General features: G+C 63.9%; 17 protein-coding genes. 3 read left to right on the top strand and 14 right to left on the bottom strand.

Annotation, left to right across the window (positions count from 1 at the left end):
* Positions 1–54: 54 nt before the first annotated feature.
* Both INP52_RS00285 and INP52_RS00280 read left to right on the top strand, forming a co-directional pair.
* Positions 55–1,245, top strand: coding sequence for an Nramp family divalent metal transporter (locus INP52_RS00285; RefSeq protein WP_228478441.1), 1,191 nt, complete (start codon positions 55–57; stop codon positions 1,243–1,245).
* 107 nt (positions 1,246–1,352) lie between these two features.
* Complete coding sequence (locus tag INP52_RS00280; RefSeq protein WP_194371405.1) at positions 1,353–2,723, top strand: endonuclease/exonuclease/phosphatase family protein; 1,371 nt, start codon at positions 1,353–1,355, stop codon at positions 2,721–2,723.
* 36 nt (positions 2,724–2,759) lie between these two features.
* Here INP52_RS00280 and INP52_RS00275 read toward each other — a convergent pair whose 3' ends face one another.
* The 10 genes from INP52_RS00275 to INP52_RS00230 form a co-directional block, all read right to left on the bottom strand.
* Positions 2,760–3,806, bottom strand: coding sequence for a PRC-barrel domain-containing protein (locus INP52_RS00275; RefSeq protein ID WP_194371403.1), 1,047 nt, complete (start codon positions 3,804–3,806; stop codon positions 2,760–2,762).
* Positions 3,807–3,810: 4 nt separating this feature from the next.
* The gene (locus tag INP52_RS00270; protein ID WP_194371401.1) at positions 3,811–4,260 is read right to left on the bottom strand and encodes a YtxH domain-containing protein; all 450 of its coding nucleotides are present in this window, start codon (positions 4,258–4,260) and stop codon (positions 3,811–3,813) included.
* 49 nt (positions 4,261–4,309) lie between these two features.
* Entirely contained in the window at positions 4,310–5,014 is a 705-nt protein-coding gene (locus INP52_RS00265; RefSeq protein ID WP_194371399.1) for a cyanophycin synthetase family protein, read from the bottom strand.
* An 84-nt stretch (positions 5,015–5,098) separates the two neighbouring features.
* A complete protein-coding gene (locus tag INP52_RS00260; RefSeq protein WP_194371397.1) occupies positions 5,099–6,445 on the bottom strand; it encodes a hemolysin family protein in 1,347 nt (448 codons plus the stop codon).
* A 348-nt stretch (positions 6,446–6,793) separates the two neighbouring features.
* Positions 6,794–7,981 (bottom strand): FprA family A-type flavoprotein, encoded by a 1,188-nt coding sequence (locus INP52_RS00255; RefSeq protein ID WP_194371395.1) that lies wholly within the window; start codon positions 7,979–7,981, stop codon positions 6,794–6,796.
* A 145-nt stretch (positions 7,982–8,126) separates the two neighbouring features.
* Positions 8,127–10,202: an elongation factor G gene (locus tag INP52_RS00250; RefSeq protein ID WP_194371393.1), complete on the bottom strand. Its 2,076-nt coding sequence runs from the start codon at positions 10,200–10,202 to the stop codon at positions 8,127–8,129.
* Positions 10,203–10,399: 197 nt separating this feature from the next.
* Positions 10,400–11,869 carry a radical SAM protein gene (locus tag INP52_RS00245; RefSeq protein ID WP_194371391.1) on the bottom strand — a complete coding sequence of 490 codons (1,470 nt, stop codon included), beginning with the start codon at positions 11,867–11,869 and terminating at the stop codon, positions 10,400–10,402.
* Between the two features lie 233 nt (positions 11,870–12,102).
* Complete coding sequence (locus INP52_RS00240) at positions 12,103–12,312, bottom strand: Arc family DNA binding domain-containing protein (RefSeq protein WP_194371388.1); 210 nt, start codon at positions 12,310–12,312, stop codon at positions 12,103–12,105.
* Positions 12,313–12,324: 12 nt separating this feature from the next.
* On the bottom strand, positions 12,325–13,356 hold the full coding sequence (locus INP52_RS00235) for an SPFH domain-containing protein (protein ID WP_194371386.1): 1,032 nt from the start codon (positions 13,354–13,356) through the stop codon (positions 12,325–12,327).
* A 125-nt stretch (positions 13,357–13,481) separates the two neighbouring features.
* A complete protein-coding gene (locus INP52_RS00230; protein ID WP_194371384.1) occupies positions 13,482–14,423 on the bottom strand; it encodes a lactate/malate family dehydrogenase in 942 nt (313 codons plus the stop codon).
* 220 nt (positions 14,424–14,643) lie between these two features.
* On the opposite strand from INP52_RS00230, the gene rlmD reads away from it, so the two are divergent.
* Positions 14,644–15,819 carry a 23S rRNA (uracil(1939)-C(5))-methyltransferase RlmD gene (rlmD, locus tag INP52_RS00225; protein ID WP_194371382.1) on the top strand — a complete coding sequence of 392 codons (1,176 nt, stop codon included), beginning with the start codon at positions 14,644–14,646 and terminating at the stop codon, positions 15,817–15,819.
* A 63-nt stretch (positions 15,820–15,882) separates the two neighbouring features.
* Here rlmD and INP52_RS00220 read toward each other — a convergent pair whose 3' ends face one another.
* The 4 genes from INP52_RS00220 to INP52_RS00205 form a co-directional block, all read right to left on the bottom strand.
* The gene (locus INP52_RS00220; RefSeq protein WP_194371375.1) at positions 15,883–16,128 is read right to left on the bottom strand and encodes a hypothetical protein; all 246 of its coding nucleotides are present in this window, start codon (positions 16,126–16,128) and stop codon (positions 15,883–15,885) included.
* Between the two features lie 83 nt (positions 16,129–16,211).
* Positions 16,212–18,365 carry a ferrous iron transport protein B gene (gene feoB, locus INP52_RS00215; protein ID WP_194371373.1) on the bottom strand — a complete coding sequence of 718 codons (2,154 nt, stop codon included), beginning with the start codon at positions 18,363–18,365 and terminating at the stop codon, positions 16,212–16,214.
* A 125-nt stretch (positions 18,366–18,490) separates the two neighbouring features.
* A complete protein-coding gene (locus INP52_RS00210; RefSeq protein WP_194371371.1) occupies positions 18,491–18,661 on the bottom strand; it encodes a FeoA family protein in 171 nt (56 codons plus the stop codon).
* 11 nt (positions 18,662–18,672) lie between these two features.
* Positions 18,673–19,362 (bottom strand): metal-dependent transcriptional regulator, encoded by a 690-nt coding sequence (locus INP52_RS00205; protein WP_228478350.1) that lies wholly within the window; start codon positions 19,360–19,362, stop codon positions 18,673–18,675.
* Between the last annotated feature and the right edge of the window lie 12 nt (positions 19,363–19,374).

Genomic DNA, 19,374 nt, shown 5'->3' with positions numbered 1-19,374 from the left:
GACCCACCTCAGCACCAGCGGACAAGGCTGAAGCCAAGGCTCATCCTCGCCGCCATGGGGCCCGGCATGGTCGCAGCCCTCGCCGGCGCGGATGCCGGCGGCGTTGCCACCTACTCCAACGCGGGCGCTCTCTTTGGCTTTGGCCAGCTCTGGACCGTCCCCGTCATGTGCTTTCTCCTCATCGTGGCACAGGAGACGGCCGCGCGCATGGGCTGCGTCACGGGCAAGGGCTTTGCCTCGCTTATCCGCGAGCAGTTTGGTGTGCGCATGAGCGCCCTGGCTATGCTGGCTCTTCTGATCTCTAACACCACGGTCACGCTCTCCGAGTTCGCGGGTATCGCCTCGGGCATGGCCCTGTTCGACGTGCCCATCTACGTGTCCGTGCCCGTTGCCGCCGTGATAATCTGGCTGCTCACCATGAGCGGCTCGTATCGACGCATCGAGAAGGTCCTCCTGGCCGTAAGCTGCGTCTTTGTGACCTACGTAGTGGCTGGCATCATGGTGGGGCCCAACTGGGGAGACGCGCTCTTTGCCACCCTCGTGCCGCAATTTGACAGCAATCCGCAGTACTTCTCGCTGCTCGTGGCCAACGTGGGCACCACCATTGCGCCGTGGATGGTCTTTTTGGCCCAGAGCAACGTGGTCGAGAAGAACGCCACGGCGCAGAGTCTTCCCTACCAGCGAATCGACACCGTGACGGGTGCCGTGGTGGCGAGCGCGATCTCCTGGTTCATCATCCTGACCACGGGCGCCGTGCTGCACCCGGCGGGCGTGGTCGTCAACGGTGCCCAGGATGCCGCCAGCGCGCTAGCGCCCCTGGTAGGCGACTATGCGGAGGTGCTTTTTGGCGCGGGACTCGTGGGCGCGTCCTTCTTGGCCTCATGCGTCTTGCCGGGCATCACCTCGAGCGCCGTCTGCGAGGCCTTTGGCTGGGAGCACGGAGCTGATCACGGCTGGTCAGAGGCCCCCGTCTACCGCGGCGTCATCACTGCCGTGATCGTCATCTCGGCGACCGTGGTGCTTGTCCCCAATGTGAATCTCTTTGGCATCATGATGGTCGCGCAGGTCATAAACGGCGTGCTCCTGCCGGTCCTTCTGGTGTTCATGGTCCGCATTGCCAGCGACCGACACGTAATGGGCAACCACGCGAACGGCCGCGTATGGAACGTGCTCACGTGGTTCACCATCATCGCCGTTGTAGTGCTGACCGTGGTGATGCTCGTGATGCAGGTCACGGGAGCGTAAGAGAGACCAAGCCACTAACGTCATTTGCGACGTTTTCGTCAGAGCCGACCAAGGTGCCCATGGCTTCGCTAGGATAAACTCTATGCCCTTTTACGCGAGAGGATCCCATGGCCCAGCAGCCCTCTGACAATGCACGCAGGCCCTCAGACGACACCGCGCGCCAGTGGGAGCCCATCTCCGACGACGACTGGGCGGTCAGCGAGGGAGCGTCTGCTGGGGGCATCGCGACAGGGAGCGCTGCGCACACTGCCCCCACAGATTCCGACGACTGGGGCACGCCCGAGCGCACCGTCGTGCGGCCGCACGTGGTCGATCGAGCACGGGAGAACATGGGCGACACAGCTCCCCGAGCGCGCGTGCTGCACCGTCAGCGCCCCGTGACGCAGCGCGCATCAGTCACCGAGGACGCCCCCGAGCCTTTCGAGGAGCCGCCACGCAAACGTCCCCCCCGCCCTTCTCGTCCGCGCAGCCGCGCACGACACGGCTGTCTCTCGTTCGTACTCTGGATCGTTGTGGCAGGTGCCGTGGCACTTCTCTCCCTGCGCTATTTGCCCTCTGAGCTGGCCACCGGACGCGCAGTGCCGGAGCTCGTCTCGTTCGTGCCGCTCATGCTCATTCCGCTTTTGCTTTGCCTGATTCTGGCGGCGCTCTGGCATCGGCGCGTCTTGCTCGTGGCATGCGCCATCACGCTGGCCGTCACGCTCTGGTGGCACAGAGGCTACTTCCTGCCCACCGCACGCGTCTCGAACTCCGCCACGGCGACAGTCCAGACGGCGGCCTCGACCGACGATGACACCATGCGCATCATGACGCTCAACACCAGGAACGGGTCTGCCTCGGCCGAGGAGGTCGTCTCGCTCGTACGCTCTCAGAACGTCGAGGTCCTCTGCCTCCAGGAGCTCTCAGCCGACTTCATCGCCCAGCTCCAGGACGCCGGCTTGAGCGAGGTCCTGCCCTACTACGTGATCTCCGACGCTGCCTCCACGGTAAACAACGGCGGTCGCAACGGAATCTGGACCCTCGCGCCCATGAGCGACACGTCCGGCAACCTGCTCAGCATCGACACGAGCTCCATGCCCGCGGCAAGCATCTCGGTGGGTGGCCGCACGCTGCGCGTTGTTAGCGTGCACCCCAACTCCCCGGTACGTGGCGCGCAGGACCTGTGGGATGAGGGGCTCTCGGTCATCGGGTCCCTCTCTGACTATGATCACGCCTACCTCATCATGGGTGACTTCAACTCCACGTGGGACCACGCGCGCTTTCGCGAGCTCCTGGGAACGTCCTTCGTGGACGCGGGGGAGCAGAGCGGAGAGGGATTCCACATGACCTATCCCTCGTACGGAGCCTTCCCCTCGCTCATAGAGATAGACCACATCGTGTACGCCAAGGACGCCAACGTCGTGGTGAGCGACCTTGAGACCGTCAAGGTCACGGGCTCCGACCACCAAGCACTTCTCGGCACGCTCGAGGTGCGGTAGGCCGGCGGGGCACGCCGCCGCCAAACCCCGATCGCGCTACTTATTCGCCTTGTCGAACTCGTCCTTGAAGGAGCCGAACATCTTGCCCATGGCTCCGAGCTGCTTGCCAACGGCCTTCGCGGCCTTGTCGGCAGCCGGTTTGGGCTCAGGTTTAGACTTTGGCTGCGCCGTCTTGGATTCTGCCGAAGCCGTCTTCCTTCGCTCCGGTTTCCCCTCCGACGCCGGAGCGTAGGTCTTGGGCGCGGGCCGCTCGGCCCGCTGCGCCGCGCTCTCCGGGAGCTTCTCGACCGGCTCCTCCACGCGCACATCCGCAGCCGCCATTGCGGGAGCCTGCGGGGCCGACTGAGAAGGCTGGGGCTCAGGCTCCTCCTTCGTGGCCTCGGAGATAGCCTTCTGAGCTTTGCCAATTACCTTGCCGAGCGCAAACGAGCCCTTCTCCACAGCCTCGCCGGCGGCGGCACCGGCCTTCTTGCCTACCTCGGCACCCTTGACCTTGGCGCGCGCATAGCCCTCTCCGGCTGCGCCCGCCAGCCCCCCGTCAGGCTCGAGGGCCTTACCGCCCGTGTCCACGACCATGCGACCGTGCGCATAGCCGCGTACCATGTCGGGCGTGATCTGAAACGAGCCCACGAGCGCATGGGAAACGCCACCGTCGGTGGTGAAGAAGCGCGTCACGCGCCCGGTCCTCTCGTCAAACTCGGCATCCGAGACGTAGCCCAGAGGCTTGCCCTCGACCGTCTTGGCGTCCATGCCCGCCCACATGATACAGGCGTCCCAGTCCAGCAGGAGACGCTTTCTGGCCTCGGCGTCGAGCCCGTCAGTGGGACGAGTCACCACAACGACCTTGCCGTCAGACGGCCCAAAGGCGTCCCACGCAAGAAACGCGTCCTCGCGCTTGACCATGCCCACCACGTCAGGACGCCTCACCATGAACCCCACGACCTGCGCGCCGTCCGGCGAGAAGACGGCCATGTGAATCTTGCCGAGCTTTGAGGTGCGCTCGGTCGTGGTCCCGTCCTTGGCCTTCTTGGGCTTCTTGGGAACGCGGACTCGAAGCCCCACCAGATCACTCACCTTGAGCATAGGCCTACGCCTCGTACGCATCGTCCTCGTCGACGACCTCGACGTGGACGGCCTCGGCGGCCTTTGCACCATTCTCTGCAGGAACGTCAGTCATGGCCGCGACCCTGTCGGTCACGGAGGTCACTGCGTCCTGGACCTGCTCGGAGGCGTCCGAGACGGCGTCGGAGAGGGAGTCGCGGAGCTGATCCATGCGCTCGCGAGCGAGGTCCACCTTGGCGCGCAGCTCGTCGGTCTTGGCGTCAACGGTGGGACGAACGTCGTCGATCTTGTCCGAGACGACGCCACTCCCGCGCTCATAGGTGTCCACTGCGGAGTCCCACGCATCGTTCATGGCGTCGGCGGCCATGGCGCGGCTCTCGGCGCCGGAGCGCGGGGCGAGCATCATGCCAGCGGCCACGCCCGTTGCGGCCCCAAAGATGCTTCCAAGAATAAAACCGACCGTCTTCTTGTTCATGAGTTCCTCCTGTCAGTGCGGACTGTACGAGGCGCGAGAACCGCGCCGACTAACGAACGAGATGCGGGCGAGGGACGTCATCCATGTCCCACCGGTCACGATCCTCATCCTGGTTGGATTCGGCAGCAGGTACGGGTTCGGCTCCGGGGTCCTCCTCGGGGGCGGGCCCTGGCGCAGGTTCGGCCTCGGATGTAGCTTCCGATGCAGCAATGGGCCCATCGTCTTCCCGTGAGGATGGCTCCTCTGCCTCAGGCGCGCTCGTGCTCGCATCCGCGTCCTCCGCATCATCCAAGCTGCTCACGAGGTCGGCAAGCCCGCTTGCGATCGCGTCGACGTCGGGGCGCGGATCCCCACCGCCCGCATACGCCCACTGAAGAATCCAGACGGCGCTCGAAAGCGCCCCGGCAACGAGCACGTCATCGGGGCACGCAAGGGTAATCCGATAGTGACGCTCACCCGTCTCGACAGTCTGACCACTGGCGATGTCTCCGGCCACGTTCGTCCGGGCGAGAAGCTCCACGCTCACGTGCTCCAGCAGGTGCGCGAGCTCGGTCTGCTCGACGACCTCCCCAAAGCGAGGGGCAGCGTCGCCCATGCAGATATGGTCTCTGAGCTCGGGCATGAGGTCGAGCACGAGCTCGGTACCCGCGGGGTCCTCGCTGGTCATAAGAGGTGCAGACGGCGACGCCTCGACCTCGACCTCGAAGTTTCTGGGGCCAATCGTGACCTTCCTGATTTCAAAGAGCTGGGCCATCGGGCAGCTCCCCTTCTCTTAGTGTCCGCCACAGGTGATGGGCGAGCTATTCTCATCATTGTAGTTAAAGTGGCGGGCGGGGTCTTACTCCTTCGCAGACTCTCCGTCCCCGTCACCGTCAGCGTCGGCAGAAGGCTCCTCAACGATCGGCTCGGGCGCGGTGACGCGCAACATCGCAAGGCGACGACCACGCATGGACTGCACAAGAAACTGGTAGCCGTCCTTCTCGATGACGTCCCCAGGGCGCGGGAGCTTGTCGGCGAGGTCGGTCACAAAGCCGGCGATGGTCTCGTACTCCTCGTTGTCCTCGACAGGCCAACCCAGGTCGATAGCATCATCGAGCGAGAAGCGCCCGTCCACGAGCCATTCGCGGTCGGAGAGCTTGGTGAGAAACTTGTTGTCAGGGTCGAACTCGTCCTCGATCTCGCCCACGATCTCCTCGACGATGTCCTCGATCGTGATGACGCCCGCCGTGCCGCCGTACTCGTCTACCACGATGACCATCTGGTCGTGGCTCGACTGCATCTCGGAGAGCAGGGGGATGATGTCCTTGGTGTCAGGCACGTAGTCGGCGGTGCGCACGTAGGCGGCCACGGACTCGGACGAACGGTCCTCGTCAAGAATGAGGCTGACGATGTCCTTGATGTGCGCCACGCCCACGACACGGTCAACGGAGCCGTGGTAGATGGGGATGCGCGAGTAACCGGTGCGGCGCATGACGGCGAGGACCTCGGACAGGGTGGAGGAGTCCTCCAGGGCCGTCATGTCCACGCGGGGGACCATGACCTCGCGGGCGATGGTGTCCCCCAAGTCGATGACCTCGTGAATCATGGACTTCTCCTCGTCGGAGAGCTCGGCGGCGTCGGTCACCAAGTACTTAATTTCCTCTTCAGAGGCGACCCCACGGTCGCCGTCGGGCTTGACTCCCAGGAACTTGGCTATGCCATTGGCGGAGCGGGAGGTAACCCAGACAAGGGGACGAGCGACGTGCATGAACCCGCGAATCGTCCCCGCCACGGCCTTGGCCACCCCCTCCGAGTTGGACAGGGCGATACGCTTGGGAACAAGCTCGCCCACGACGATGGAGAGGTAAGAGACGAGCAGGGTAATGAGCACGGGCGCCAGTCCGGCAGCGACGCCCTCCGGCATCCCGAGGGAGGTGAACCATCCGCCAAGAGGACCGGAGAGGCTGGTCGCGGCAAAGGCCGACGACGCAAATCCCACAAGTGTGATGGCAACCTGAATGGTGGCCAGAAACTGGCCAGAATCAGCAGAGAGGTCGAGGGCAGCCTGGGCCTTTGCGTCACCGTTATCGGCATCAGGCTCGAGCAGAGCTCGCTTTGCGGAGACGACAGCCAGCTCGGAGGCGGAAAAGAACCCATTGGCAAGCGTGAGGAGAAACGTGACGACAATACTAATGGCTACGTCCATGCGCGAGTGCGCAACCTCCTTGATCGGCAGACAGTCAGCCGACAACAGGGGCACCCGCGTTGTCGGTATAGTCTGATAAGTTTAGCAGCTGACAGCCGAACGAGAAGACGACAAGGCATCTTCACAAGAGCAATTGCGCGGTTTCGTATCCGACCTTGAGTTCTCTACTGCCCATGAGTATCCCCCATCTGCTTGCTTTAAAAGGAAGATAGTTCCTAGAGGAGCTCAAGTTGCTTAAATTTAATTAAAATACTAGTATAAGAATGCCGGAAGGATGACGTAAGAAACGCCCGCTCCAAGACGGCTGCCTGGGGGCGGGCGCAAATCAGGACCTGGATCGCAGGGGCCTTACGCAATCAAAGCGGCAACCTTGTCGCGCGCGGCGCTGAGCTGCTCCTCGCTAGGAGTCCAGTTGATGGCAAGAGCCTTCTCGGGCAGCTGGAAGCCAGCGGACTCAAGCTCCTTCTGCACGTTGTTGGGACCGAGCGGCGCCCAGCCGTAGGAGCCAAAGGCAAACCCCATGCGATCGCCGTTCTTGGGGGAGAGGCCCTTCATGTACGTGAGGAATCCCGCCACGCTGGATAGCATCTGGCTGTTCATCGTGGGAGACCCCACGCAGATGTACTTGGCGTCCAGAAACTCATCCATGATGTCAGACTCATGGGACTTCTTGACGGACATGAGCTTCGTGGAAATCCCCTGCTGCTGGAAGGCGTCCGTGAGCGCGCGGGCGATGGACTCGGTCGCGTCGTACATGGTGTCATAGATGACAAGGGCCTTCTCCTGAACAACGCCCGAGGAGTAAACCTGTTCGTAGGCATCGAGGATGTCGGCCACATGGCTGCGCCAGATGACACCGTGGGCGGGGGCAATCATGTCCAGCGCATCGGGGCCAAGCCCGCGCACCGCCTTGACGGCAGCTGCCGCCTGCGCACGATACGGCTGCACAATGTTAGCGTAGTACTTGCGAGCCTGATGCATGACCTCACACATGTCGTTCTCGTCGTCAAAGCGTTTGGAGGTGGCGTAGTGCTGGCCGAAGGCGTCGTTGGAGAAGAGGATCTTGTCCTGAATGTCGTAAGTGACCATGTTGTCGGGCCAGTGGACCATGGGGGTCTGGACGAAGGTAAACGTGCGCTTGCCGATGCTCAGGGTGTCGCCCGTCTTGACGCTCTCGTAGCCAAGGTCACCGTAGTGGCCGGTCAGGCCTTTGACCCCCGAGGGAGCGGACGAGTAAATCTTGCAGTTGGGGGCCACCTCGCGAATAGTTGGGATGCTCTCAGAATGATCGCCCTCGACGTGGTTTGAGATAACGATATCAATCTTAGAAGGGTCAATGACTGACGAGATGCGCTCCAGAAGCTCGTTTTTGAAGGTTCCCTTGGTCGTGTCGATGAGGGTGACCTTCTCGTCGAGGATGAGGTAGGCGTTATAGGTAATGCCGGCGTCGGTGGCGTAGCCATGGAACTCACGCTCGTTCCAGTCGAGAGCACCAACCCAGTAGATATCGGGCTTAATCTGAACGGCACTGAGCATGATTTCTCCTTATCGGATGAAATGACGGTTATATTGCTGCATTCTAGCATGTGCCCTGTGCAACGCCGAGAGTAACGTATAGCAAACTTTTGAGAGTACCCTTTCTGTGAGACATTTTGAAGCGAGGACCCAGACCCGAGCGACCCTACTTCTCACCGGCAGCGCGTCGGGCGGCGTAATCCTCCGCGAGCTCCTGCTGGATGTCGTGCGGGACCTGTTCGTAGCCGGAGAGCTCGAGCTCGAACTCGCCCGTGCCGCGCGAGAGGGAGCGCAGGCGCGTGGCATAGTCCGTGACCTCGGCGTACGGCACGGTGGCCTCGACCGTGGTCTGTCCGACGGCGGTGCCGGTGGCGGCAGCCATGCCCTCGACGCGCCCGCGGCTCGCGGAGATGTCGCCCATCACGGAGCCGGCGTAGCTCTCGGGCACGGTGACGCTGAGGTGCGCCAGGGGCTCGAGCAGCACGGGCTCGGCCTGGTCGACGGCCTTCTGGAAGCCTATGCGCGCGGCCGTCTTGAAGGCCATCTCGTTGGAGTCCACGGGGTGGTACGAGCCGTCGTAGACGGCGACCTTGACGTCTATCATGGGATAGCCCGCCAGGACCCCCTCGTGCAGGGTCTCCTGGACGCCCTTGTCGATGGCCGGGATGAAGCCGCGTGGGATGTGGCCGCCCACGACCTCGTCCACGAACTCGTAGCCGGCGCCGGGGTTGGGCTCCACGCGCAGCCAGCAGTCGCCGTACTGGCCGGCCCCGCCCGTCTGCTTCTTGTGGCGTCCCTGGGCGCTGGCCACGCGGCGGATGGTCTCGCGATACGGAATCCTCAGCGCCACGGTGCGCGCCGTGATGCCCGCGCGGTCCTCAAGACGATCGAGCAGAACGCTGACCTGCGCCTCACCGATGGCGGAGATGACCGTCTGGCCGGTGTCCTCGTCACGCTCGACGCGCAGGGTGGGGTCGGCGTCCGCAGACTTCTCCAGAAACGCGTAGAGCTTGCCCTCGGTGCCGCGCTTGTCGGGCTCGATGGCGGTGCGATAGAGGGAGTTGGGGAAGCGGAACTCCGCGGCCTCGACCTTGCCCGTGACGGAGAGGGTGTCGCCGGTCATGGCCTCGAGCTTGGGAACCACGACGATGTCGCCCGCGGCCGCGGAAGCGACCTCGGTCATGTCCTTGCCGCACATGAGGTAGAGGTGGCCCAGGCGCTCCGCCTTGCGGGTGCGCGCGTTGATGAGCTCCGTGCCGGTCGTGAGGGTGCCGGCCAGAACCTTAAGAAACGAGAGGCGCCCGTTTTGCGGGTCGTTGAGCGACTTGAAGGCAAAGGCGACCGGGCGGTCGTCATCCGGGGAGATATCGAGCTGCTCTCCGTTGACGAGCGGGATGCGGCCGAAGTCGGCCATGGAGGGAAACCACGTCACCGCGGCGTCCATGAAGGAGACGACCCCCTCCTCGCGCACGCACGAGCCCACGAACACGGGAACGAAGATGCGCTCCACGAGGGCCTTGCCGAGAAGTCCCTCAAGCTCGTCCTGCGTGATTTCCTCACCCTCGAGGTACTTCATCATCAGGTCGTCGTCGGCCTCGACCACGAGCTCGGTGAGCTGGGCGCGCGCACGGGCCGCCTCGTCTGCGTAGGCGGCGGGGATCTTCTCGACCACAAGCTCGCCGTCGACGAGGTGGCGGGCCTTCCGGTGGATGACGTCGATGACCCCCGCGAAGTCCTCGCCCGAGCCCATGGGAATCGTCACCGCACCGAGGTTGGTGCCAAAACGCTCCCGCAGCGTTTCAAGAGCAACGTCGAAGTCGGCATCCGGACGGTCGATGCGGTTGACAAAGACCGCGCGGGCTACCGAGAGGTCCTCGGCCGCGTACCACAGGCGGGTGGTGACGGTGCCAGGGCCGTTCGCGGCGTCGACCATGAACAGCGCCGTCTCGCAGACGCTCATGGCGGCGTGGGCGTCGCCCACGAAGTCGGGGTAGCAGGGGGCGTCGAGCACATTCAGGCGCGTACCCTCCCAGATGACCGGCGCGATCGAGGTGGAGATGGAGAAGCCGCGCTCCCCCTCCTCGCCGTCGTAGTCCAGCGTGGGCTTGGTGCCGGCGTGGCCGCCCAGGCGGGTGGTACGACCCGTCAGGTGGAGCATGGCCTCGGCCAGCATGGTCTTGCCCACGCCGCCTTGGCCCACAAGGACCACATTCTTGACCTTCTCGCTACCCTTTGCTGCCATGGTGCGCCTCCTCGGAGCCAAAAGTTGTCCGTCATGCAGCCAACCATAACCACGTAGACAGGCTAGGGGAAGCACGTATCGGGCAGTGGCGAGAAGAGCTCCCGTAGGCGCGCTACAGGAGTGCCGAGAGGGGGACGGGCCCATCCGCTCTAAATGCCGGATGGGTCCGCCCCGTGAGGATTTTTGTTCCGAACGACCTACTTGACGAGGACCTTTTCCTCCTCCGCATCGTGCTCGGCAATGAGCTTGGCCTTGAGAGCGATCTCCTCGCTGGACATCTCGTCCTCGTAGACCTTCTTGCCCGTGGGATGCTGCTCCAACCAGAGCTCCTCGGCGCGCTTCTCCCAGCTCTGGGCGTAGGGGGTCGTGCGGGCGCAGAGGTGGTCGACGTCCTCCGGAGTGACGTATTCGGTCGACGTGGCGTCAGATGCGTGAACGATACGGGGAAGGATCTCCGGGTTCTCCAGCATGGGACAGGGGCGCAGCATGTTGTCGTTCCAGGGGTAGTGGTCACGATAGGACTGGAAGAGCGGCTGCTTCAGGCACTCGAGCAGCGGCTTCTCCTTGATGTTGGCGTTGGAGTAGTGGATGAAGACGCAGGGCTCCACGTCGCCGCGCGCGTTGATGTGGCAAAAGACGCGACCGCCGGCGATGCAGCCGCCCACGTACTCGCCGTCGTTCTGGAAGTCCATGGCAAAGATGGGCTTGCCCCCGGTCACGGCGCGCACCTCGCGGATGCGGTGCAGCATGTACTCACGCTGGTCGACGGTGGGCATGAGGTCGGCGTTGGCGCCCTCGCCCACGGGCATGTAGTGGAAGTACCAGGCCCAACGGGCACCCTTCTCGATGATGGTGTCGAAGTAGGCGTCCGAGGAGACCTCCTCGGTGTTGACGCGTGTATAGGCAGTGGAAGTACCAAAGAGCAGGCCGTTGTTGTGCATGAGCTCGAAGGCGGCCATGACCTCGTCGTAGGATCCCTCTCCGCGGCGACCGTCGTTGGACTCCTGGGTGCCCTCGAGCGAGACCGAGAAGATGATGTTGCCCACGCGTTTGACCTCGTCGCAGAACGCCTGGTCAATTAGGGAGGCGTTGGTGAAGATGTTGAAGAGGCAGTCATTGTGGGCCTCGGCGAGGCGCAGGATGTCCTTCTTGCGGACGAGGGGCTCGCCGCCCGTGAGCATGTAGAGATGACAGCCCAGCTCAGAGCCCTCGGTTACCAGACGGTCCATCTCGTCATAGGTGAGGTTGAGCATGTTGCCGTAGTCGGCGGCCCAGCAGCCCACGCAGTGCTTGTTGCAGGCCGAGGTGGGGTCGAACAGGATGATCCAGGGGACGTTGCACTGGTTCTTCTCGGCGTTGGCCGTGGTGTTGCGCAGGCCGCGGAAGGCCGCCTCGTAGCCGCCGTTCAGGACCGTGGTCTTGAGCACGTGGCGGTCGGTCTCGTCGATGACCTTCCAGAGGAACTGCTCCCACTTGGACCCGGGATACAGACCGTTGCGCAGGCCGCGCGTGGCGCCGGGCGCCGTGTCCTGGAGGAGCTTGCCAGCCATGTCGATGAGCCTGCCGAGGTTCTTCTCGCGGTCGGGGCCGGAGCCCACCCTGATGATCTGGTCGAGCGCCAGACCGAATGCCTTGCGCTCCGCTGCGTGCGCGATCTTTGACTGCATCGTGTGCCCCTCTCGCCGTTCCCCTTGGGAGCGCTTGCCCCTTTATTCGCCGGTCGTCAGTCCACTAGGACAGCGGACACTGGTCTGCCGGGCCCTCACCCATATTTTTGACTCTTGTTCAATAATAGCCAGTTTAGCGTCCCCTCCCCTGAGCGCAAGGGTCGTTTCGAAGTTCCTTGCGACTTCCTTTCAGGTTGGGTTCGCCCGCTGGCCGGGGCACACGGCGGCGAGGCCTAGGATTCCCCGCCGTTCTGGGCGGAGTCGGGCGACGCGCCATCTGCGGGCCCCCTGCCCCCGGGCAACCGTCCCGCCCGACGCAGAGAGTCACGCAGAATCCACTCGACCTGACCATTGGCGCTGCGCATCTCGTCCGCCGCCCACCTCTCGACGGCGGCCCAGACCTCCGGGTCTATGCGCAGCGGGTATTGCTTTCTGGCAGCCATGCCCAAAGCCCCCTACTGGTACAGGGAGCCGGTGTTGAGCACGGGCTGGGCATCGGCCTCGCCACAGAGAACCACCATGAGGTTGGAGGCCATGACGGCCTTGCGGTCCTCGTCGAAGTCCACGACGCCGTTCTCGGAGAGCTGACTGAGCGCCATGTCCACCATGGAGACCGCGCCCTCCACGATCTTCTTGCGCGCGGCAATGATGGCCTCGGCCTGCTGGCGGCGCAGCATCGCCGGGGCGATCTCCGGCGCGTAGGCGAGGTGCGTGAGACGGGCGTCGTCGACGGCCACGCCTGCCGCGGACAGACGCCGATCGAGCTCGGCCTTGAGGCTCTCGGAGACCTCTTCGATGTTGGAGCGCAGCGTGATGGTCTTGTTGCTGGAGTCGTCGTCCTCCATGTGGTCGTAGGCGTAGATACTGGCCACATGGCGCAGAGCGGTCTCGGTCTGCATGCCCACGAAGGAGGGGTAGTCGTCCACGTCGAAGAGCGCCTTGGCCGTGTCCGCCACGTGCCAGACCACCACGGTCGCGATCTCGATAGGGTTGCCCATCTTGTCGTTCACCTTGATGCGCTCACCGTTGTGGGTACGAACGCGCACGGAGACCTTGGTGGAGAGGCCGCGCGCCGCGACCTTGATTGCCTTGGCCGCCTTGCCGGAGCCCTCCATCGCCTCGGTGAGCTGCTCGGCCGCGAGCTCGCCGTCGGGGTTGCCCAGGCTCCGGCTAAAGAAGGGGTTGGCCCAGTAAAAGCCAGACTCGCGAATCGTCCCCACGTAGGTGCCAAACAGGATGCAGACGCGCGCCTGCCCCGGCTGCAGAGAGAAGAACCCGCAGTTAACGATGATGGTTACCATAAGTAGCACCGCCGCGGTCACAAGGCCCGCTAGGGCAAGCGCGGGGGCGGGCAGCCCGGCGTCGTCGGCCGTAGCCAGGGCGACGATGGACTGGATCATCAGCCAGACGGAGGCAATGTACCCGACGATGGTCACGACGAGCATGGGCCATCCGCTGGCGGCGCGAGCCTTCTTCTCTACGGTCATTGTGTTTCCTTTCCTCAAGGCGGGCACGGCCTCCGGGACCGCCCTCATCCACTGAGGTCAGTTTGATATCATATTGATTCCGTGTCAAGAGGAAAAACTACCACGGGGGCAGGCGGCCCCTCCGACTACAGCCAGTCGAGCTGGCCGATATTCTCCTTGATGTGCGCGCAGCTCCGGTGCCATCCCTCGATCTCGCTCGCGGAGAACTCGGGCACAAAGACCTGCTCCACGCCGGCCGCACCCACCGTGCACGGCAAAGACGAGAAGATCCCGGACACCCCGTAGACGTCCTCGACGAGCGTGGAGACGGGGGTCACGATCTTGGCATCGCGCACGATGGCGTCGACGATGTCACCCACGGCGTTGGAGATCGAGTACTCGGTGCAGAGCTTGCCGGCCATGGTGATGTAGCCGCCCTTGCATGCGTCCTGCTCGATGGCCGCGCGGTCAAGGGTGAGATGCGCCTGGGCCTCGACCTCGTCCAGGGCGAGGCAGCCCACCGAGACGTGCGACCAGCAGGCGAACTCGCTGAAGCCGTGCTCGCCGAGCATCCAGGAGTTAATGACGTGCTGGTCGTAGCCCGTGGCATCGGCCAGGGCATGATGCAGGCGCGCGGAGTCGAGCGCGGTGCCCGAGCCCACGATGCGATGCGGATCGCAGTCGAGCTCGCGCCAGAGCGCGTAGGCGACGACGTCGCAGGGGTTGGCGGCGCTGACCCAGACGCCCTCGAAGCCTGCCTCGGCGATGCGGTGCGCGAACGTGCGGACCTCGGCCGGCGTGACCTTGAGCTCGCCGTCGCGGCTGGTGGCGGAGGCCGCGACGTGACCCGCCGCGTTCACGATGACGCCGCATGAGGCAAGCTCCTCGTAGCGCGTGCCGCAGTCGACCACACGAGCGGAGCGCTGGTAGTACGAGGCGGCGTCCACCAGGTCGTTGGCCTGGGCGCGCGAGAGCTTCTCGTCAAGGTCGCAGAGGCGCACCTCCTCGGCAATGCCCCGTGCGAGCAGCACGTCCGCCACATGAGCCCCCACGTGACTTGCCCCGATGATGCCGATTCTTGCACCCATGGCGCTCCTTTCGTTGTTTTTGTTTATCGTAGCAGGGCGGGCGGAGCGTGGACGCAACGCAGGCGCTCCCGCACGCATCGTCTACTTTGTCGACCATACCCGAACGCCGGATTCATGCTCAAATGAGGCCCGAATCCGGCGTTCGGGTATGGTCGCTCGTGTACGACCCCGCTCGCACGGACTCGCTCGGCTATCCTAGGAGGCCGTCGAGAGGAATTCCATGGGCTATCGCACCTACACCTGCCCCATCGCGCGCGACTGCGGGGGCTGCGAGTGGTTGGCCGTTCCCTATTCCATCCAGCTGCGCCGCAAGCAGGAACAAGTGGAGGAGCTGCTAGGGACAGCTGCCGAGAAGGACGGCGCGACTGTGGAGCCCATCCGCGGCATGGACGAGCCCGTACGCTACCGTCACAAGGCGGCCACGCCCTTTGCCCACGGCCCTCACGGGCGCGTGCACTCGGGCTTCTACGCTGCAGGAACCCATCGAATCGTACCCTGCGACGACTGCCTCGTGGAGGACCCGCGCGCCCGCCGCATCCTCAATGCCGCGGCCCGCGCCGCCGAAAAGCTCCGCATCCCTCCTTACGACGAGGACCGCGGCGTGGGCGTCCTGCGTCACGCTGTGGTGCGCTGCGGATGGAAGACCGATGACGTGCTCCTCGTGCTGGTGACGCGCGTGGATGAGCTCCGGGGTGCCGAGCGCCTCGTCTCAGAGCTGCGCGCGGGGTGTCCCGAGCTCACGAGCATCGTGCAGAACGTGAACGACCGACACACCAACGCAATCCTAGGACGGAGCAACAAGACCCTCTTTGGGCCGGGCGTCATGCACGACCGTCTGCTCGGATGCACCTTCGAGATAGGCCCCACGAGCTTTTACCAGACCAATCCCGCCCAGACCGAGGTCCTCTACCGGCTGGCGCTCGAGGGGACTGGCATCGCGGGGGGTCGAGAGCCACACCTGCTTGACGCCTACTGCGGAACGGGGACCATCGGCATCTGTGCCGCCGCACGCGCGAGCGAGGCGCTGGTCACAGGGGTTGATCAGGTGCCAGGGGCCATCTCCTGCGCCCAGCGCAACGCCCACGCCAACGGGGTGGAGGAGCGCTGCTCGTTCGTGCGCGCGGACGCAACAAAGTGGATGGCCAAGGCCCGCGACGAGACTTATGACGTTGTCATCATGGACCCGCCACGGGCGGGCAGCACACCCGCGTTTCTGGGCGGCGTGGCCCGTTTCGCCCCAGAGCGCGTGGTCTATGTCTCCTGCAACGTGGAGACGCAGGCCCGTGACCTCGAGATTCTTCGCGCGCGGGGGTATCGTCTGGAGCGTGTGGTGCCCGTGGACATGTTCCCGCACACCAAGCACGTGGAGTGCGTCGCCACGCTCGTGCGCACGTAGCCTAGGGGCGGGTTGCAGAACGCGCGACCGAGCTGCAAGCGCCAGGTCCCAGCCACGACTGAGCTACGACGTTTGCGAGGACATGCCGCTCTCGTAGGGTCTGGCCACCAGGGAGAGCAGCTCCTCGATTGAGAGCTCCCTTCCCCGATGCAGCCAGGGACAAAACAGCGCAAAGGAGCCCGCGAGCCGCTGCTCAACCAGATAGGGTTCGAACCTGTTGCCCCTTGGGACCTCAAACCCCAGGATCTCCTTCTCGGGAATGTCTCGAATCCTCCCAAGAAAGTGACCGCTGCCATAGTCCCCCGCCACGCCCCCTCTTCATTTGAGGTCACCGTTTGTGACCTCAAATGAAGAGGGGAAACGGACAAACTGCGAGCACGGGAGCGCCGCCTCTATGCCAGTCCCAAAAACCGTACGCCGTTCGCCACGATTGCGCAGATGACAATGCCCGTCAGCGTGGGCAGGGCAAACGAGATTGCCGCCCACTTGACGCTCTGCGTCTCCTTCTTAACCGTAAGGACCGTCGTGCCGCAGGGCCAGTGCAGCAGGCAGAACAGCATGGTGCACACGGCCGTCAGCCATGTCCAGCCGTTGGCCACCAGAAGGGTGTGCAGCTGGGCGAAGCTATCAAAGTCAACGAGGGTGCCCGCCGCCATGTAGCTCATGATGAGGATGGGGACCACGATCTCGTTGGCGGGAAAGCCCAGGATGAACGCCATAAGGATGTAGCCGTCCATGCCGATGAAGCGCCCGAAGGGATCCAGGAACCCCGCACAGTAGGCCAGAAGGCTTAGGCTCCCCACGTGGATGTTGGCCAGAAGCCAGATGACGATGCCCGCCGGCGCGGCCACGGATACGGCCCTCCCCAGCACGAAGAGGGTGCGGTCAAAGATGGAGCGTACGATGACTTTGCCAATCTGGGGGCGTCGGTAGGGCGGGAGCTCCAGCTGAAACGAGGAGGGCATCCCCTTCAGAATCGTCTTGGAGAGCAGCTTGGAGACCATGAGCGTCATGAACACACCCAGGACGATCGTCCCGGTGAGCATGAGCGTGGAGACGACCGACTGAAACGCCCCGCCCACGGCCCCGGCAAAGAACATCGTGATGATGGCTATCAGCGTGGGGAAGCGCCCGTTGCAGGGAACGAAGTTGTTGGTGAGAATCGCGATCAGGCGCTCGCGCGGCGAGTCGATGATGCGGCAGCCGATTACGCCGCAGGCGTTGCATCCAAACCCCATGCACATGGTGAGGGCCTGCTTCCCATGCGCCTGGGCCTTACGGAAGAAGTTGTCCAGGTTGAACGCGACACGCGGCAGGTAGCCCAGGTCCTCCATCAGCGTGAAGAGCGGGAAGAAGATCGCCATGGGCGGCAGCATGACGGAGATGACCCATGCGGCCGTCTTGTAGAGGCCGTCAACAAGCATGCCACGCAGCCATTCCGGTGCTCCGATGTTTACGAAGAGCTGCGAGAGGGGCGCTTCCAGGGAGAACAGAGAGTCAGCGAGAAGATCTGACGGAACGTTGGCCCCCGTGATGGTGAACCAGAAGATTCCGAACAGCAGCAAGATCATGATCGGGATGCCCGTGGCCTTTGAGGTCAGGATCTTGTCGATCTTGCGGTCGCGCTCGGCATACTCCTTGGTCTTGAATATGACTGCACCCTTACAGATTCCCTCACCGGTGTTGACGATCTTCGTCACTATTTTGCTTCTGAGCTGATCCTCGGCTATGCCGGACTCCCCCAGTGTCCGCCTTGCCTCTTTAACAGCACGAGAAACGCCCTCGTTCTGCATAAGGTCAAAGCCGAAGTAGGCATCGAGGGAGTCCATGAGGCTCTTGTCACCGTCGATCAGCTTGAGGGCGATCCAACGGGTGTTGGCACCTGCGGGCAGAGCGGCTACCACCGCGGGCTCCACCTGGTGAATGGCATCCTCAATCTGGTCGCCGTACGCTATAACAAGGGAATGGGCGGGCCCCGTCTTGTCCGCGAGCCCCTTGACCGCGTCCATCACGGCGTCCAGTCCCTCGCCGGAGCGGGCGGCGGTCCCCACGACCGGAATTCCCAGCCGAGAAGAGAGCAGGTCGAGGTTGATGAGGATGTCCTTCTTGGCAGCCTCGTCCATCAGGTTGACGCAGAGCGCCACGCGGTCGGTGATCTCCATGGTCTGCAGGACGAGGTTGAGGTTTCTCTCCAGGCAGGTGGCATCGGCCACGACCACCACGGCGTCGGCCCCGCCGAAGCAGATGAAGTCGCGCGCGACCTCTTCCTCCTCCGAGTTCGCCATGAGCGAGTAGGTGCCCGGGATGTCCACGAGGATGAAGTTGGTGTCCTTGTGGCGGCACCGCCCCTGCGCGTTGACGACGGTCTTGCCCGGCCAGTTGCCCGTGTGCTGGTTCATGCCGGTCAAGGCGTTGAAGACCGTGCTCTTTCCCACGTTGGGGTTGCCGGCAAGGGCGATGACGCGGTCTTTCTCGGTTTCTTTCTCGATATGCAGGCCAGAGGGGTGGAGGACCTGTGCTCCTGTTGATGCGCTCGTGAGCCCCATGTGGGGAACCTCCTAAAAACTAAACCAAAAAATAAAAACGCTCGCTACGCCCAGTCGCCTTCCGGAACCACCAAGATCTTCTCCGAGTCATCGGAGCGCAGGGCAATAACCGCTCCGCGAATGAGTTAGGCGACGGGGTTGCCCGAGGGACTTCGGTAGAGTGCCTCTATCGGGGTTCCCTCGACAATTCCGAGGTCAAGCATGCGCCTTTTGACGGATCCGCCCGTCTTGAGGGACGCGACCCTGCCGCTTTGGCCCATGGGCAGCTGGTCGAGCGAAATCTGCGTGCCGTGCATGACGCCTCCTTTCATAGAGTCGAATCCGCGCCGCCGGACACCTGGTCCACGTAGATCTTGCCGGCGGCCTTGTAGCTGATCTGAACGCGGCGACCGTCGAGGTCGAGGGTGAGCGGACCCTCGTAGGCCGCAGCGTCTATGACGAGGACCGGGCTCCCTATCTGGACTCCGTTCTCCTGGAGGTAGTCCATGAGCTCCCGCTCCTCGGTCACGCGGCGGATATGGGAGAACGCTCCCACGCCAAGCTGGCTCAGGGGCTGCGTGGGAGCATCCTCGACCTGACCGTCGGCACGGGGAATCGCGCTGCCATGGGGGCAGTAAGCGGGATAGTTAAGAAACTGGTCCAGGCGGTCCTCCAGTCGCGGAGAGGTGGCGTGCTCGAGAAGCTCCGCGTCCTCGTGGGCCTCGCTCCACGAGTATCCGAGGCAGCGCATCAGGAACACCTCCCAGAGGCGATGCCCGCGCACCAGGGAGACAGCCAGCGGAACTCCCTTCTCGGCGAGACGGGAGCCCTTGTAGGGCTCGTAGTGAATGAGCCCCTCGCGCTCCATCTTGCCCAGTATCTCCGTGACGGAGGCGGGCGAGACCTGCAGCTCCTCGGCAATCTGCTTGTTGCTTACCAGCCCTTCCAGGCCACCGAGCTTGTAGAGGGCCTTGAGGTAGTCCTCTCGGTTGGGCGTCATGCCCACTGCCTTGCCCATGCCCTTCGCTCC

Origin of the sequence: Thermophilibacter immobilis (genome assembly GCF_015277515.1) — a bacterium.
Lineage (GTDB): Bacteria > Actinomycetota > Coriobacteriia > Coriobacteriales > Atopobiaceae > Thermophilibacter > Thermophilibacter immobilis.
The sequence above is the reverse complement of the archived record's forward strand: the minus strand, read 5'-3'. Positions and strand labels throughout refer to the sequence as shown.

Excerpts from the sequence above, each read along its gene's own strand:
- INP52_RS00245 (WP_194371391.1), bottom strand. The coding sequence starts at position 11,869 with ATGCAGTCAAAGATCGCGCACGCAGCGGAGCGCAAGGCATTCGGTCTG.
- INP52_RS00235 (WP_194371386.1), bottom strand. The coding sequence starts at position 13,356 with ATGACCGTAGAGAAGAAGGCTCGCGCCGCCAGCGGATGGCCCATGCTC.
- INP52_RS00205 (WP_228478350.1), bottom strand. The coding sequence starts at position 19,362 with ATGGGCAAGGCAGTGGGCATGACGCCCAACCGAGAGGACTACCTCAAG.
- INP52_RS00240 (WP_194371388.1), bottom strand. The coding sequence starts at position 12,312 with ATGGCTGCCAGAAAGCAATACCCGCTGCGCATAGACCCGGAGGTCTGG.
- INP52_RS00265 (WP_194371399.1), bottom strand. The coding sequence starts at position 5,014 with ATGGCCCAGCTCTTTGAAATCAGGAAGGTCACGATTGGCCCCAGAAAC.
- INP52_RS00260 (WP_194371397.1), bottom strand. The coding sequence starts at position 6,445 with ATGGACGTAGCCATTAGTATTGTCGTCACGTTTCTCCTCACGCTTGCC.
- INP52_RS00250 (WP_194371393.1), bottom strand. The coding sequence starts at position 10,202 with ATGGCAGCAAAGGGTAGCGAGAAGGTCAAGAATGTGGTCCTTGTGGGC.
- rlmD (WP_194371382.1), top strand. The coding sequence starts at position 14,644 with ATGGGCTATCGCACCTACACCTGCCCCATCGCGCGCGACTGCGGGGGC.
- INP52_RS00230 (WP_194371384.1), bottom strand. The coding sequence starts at position 14,423 with ATGGGTGCAAGAATCGGCATCATCGGGGCAAGTCACGTGGGGGCTCAT.
- INP52_RS00285 (WP_228478441.1), top strand. The coding sequence starts at position 55 with ATGGGGCCCGGCATGGTCGCAGCCCTCGCCGGCGCGGATGCCGGCGGC.
- INP52_RS00280 (WP_194371405.1), top strand. The coding sequence starts at position 1,353 with ATGGCCCAGCAGCCCTCTGACAATGCACGCAGGCCCTCAGACGACACC.
- INP52_RS00210 (WP_194371371.1), bottom strand. The coding sequence starts at position 18,661 with ATGCACGGCACGCAGATTTCGCTCGACCAGCTGCCCATGGGCCAAAGC.
- INP52_RS00270 (WP_194371401.1), bottom strand. The coding sequence starts at position 4,260 with ATGAACAAGAAGACGGTCGGTTTTATTCTTGGAAGCATCTTTGGGGCC.
- INP52_RS00275 (WP_194371403.1), bottom strand. The coding sequence starts at position 3,806 with ATGCTCAAGGTGAGTGATCTGGTGGGGCTTCGAGTCCGCGTTCCCAAG.
- INP52_RS00255 (WP_194371395.1), bottom strand. The coding sequence starts at position 7,981 with ATGCTCAGTGCCGTTCAGATTAAGCCCGATATCTACTGGGTTGGTGCT.
- feoB (WP_194371373.1), bottom strand. The coding sequence starts at position 18,365 with ATGGGGCTCACGAGCGCATCAACAGGAGCACAGGTCCTCCACCCCTCT.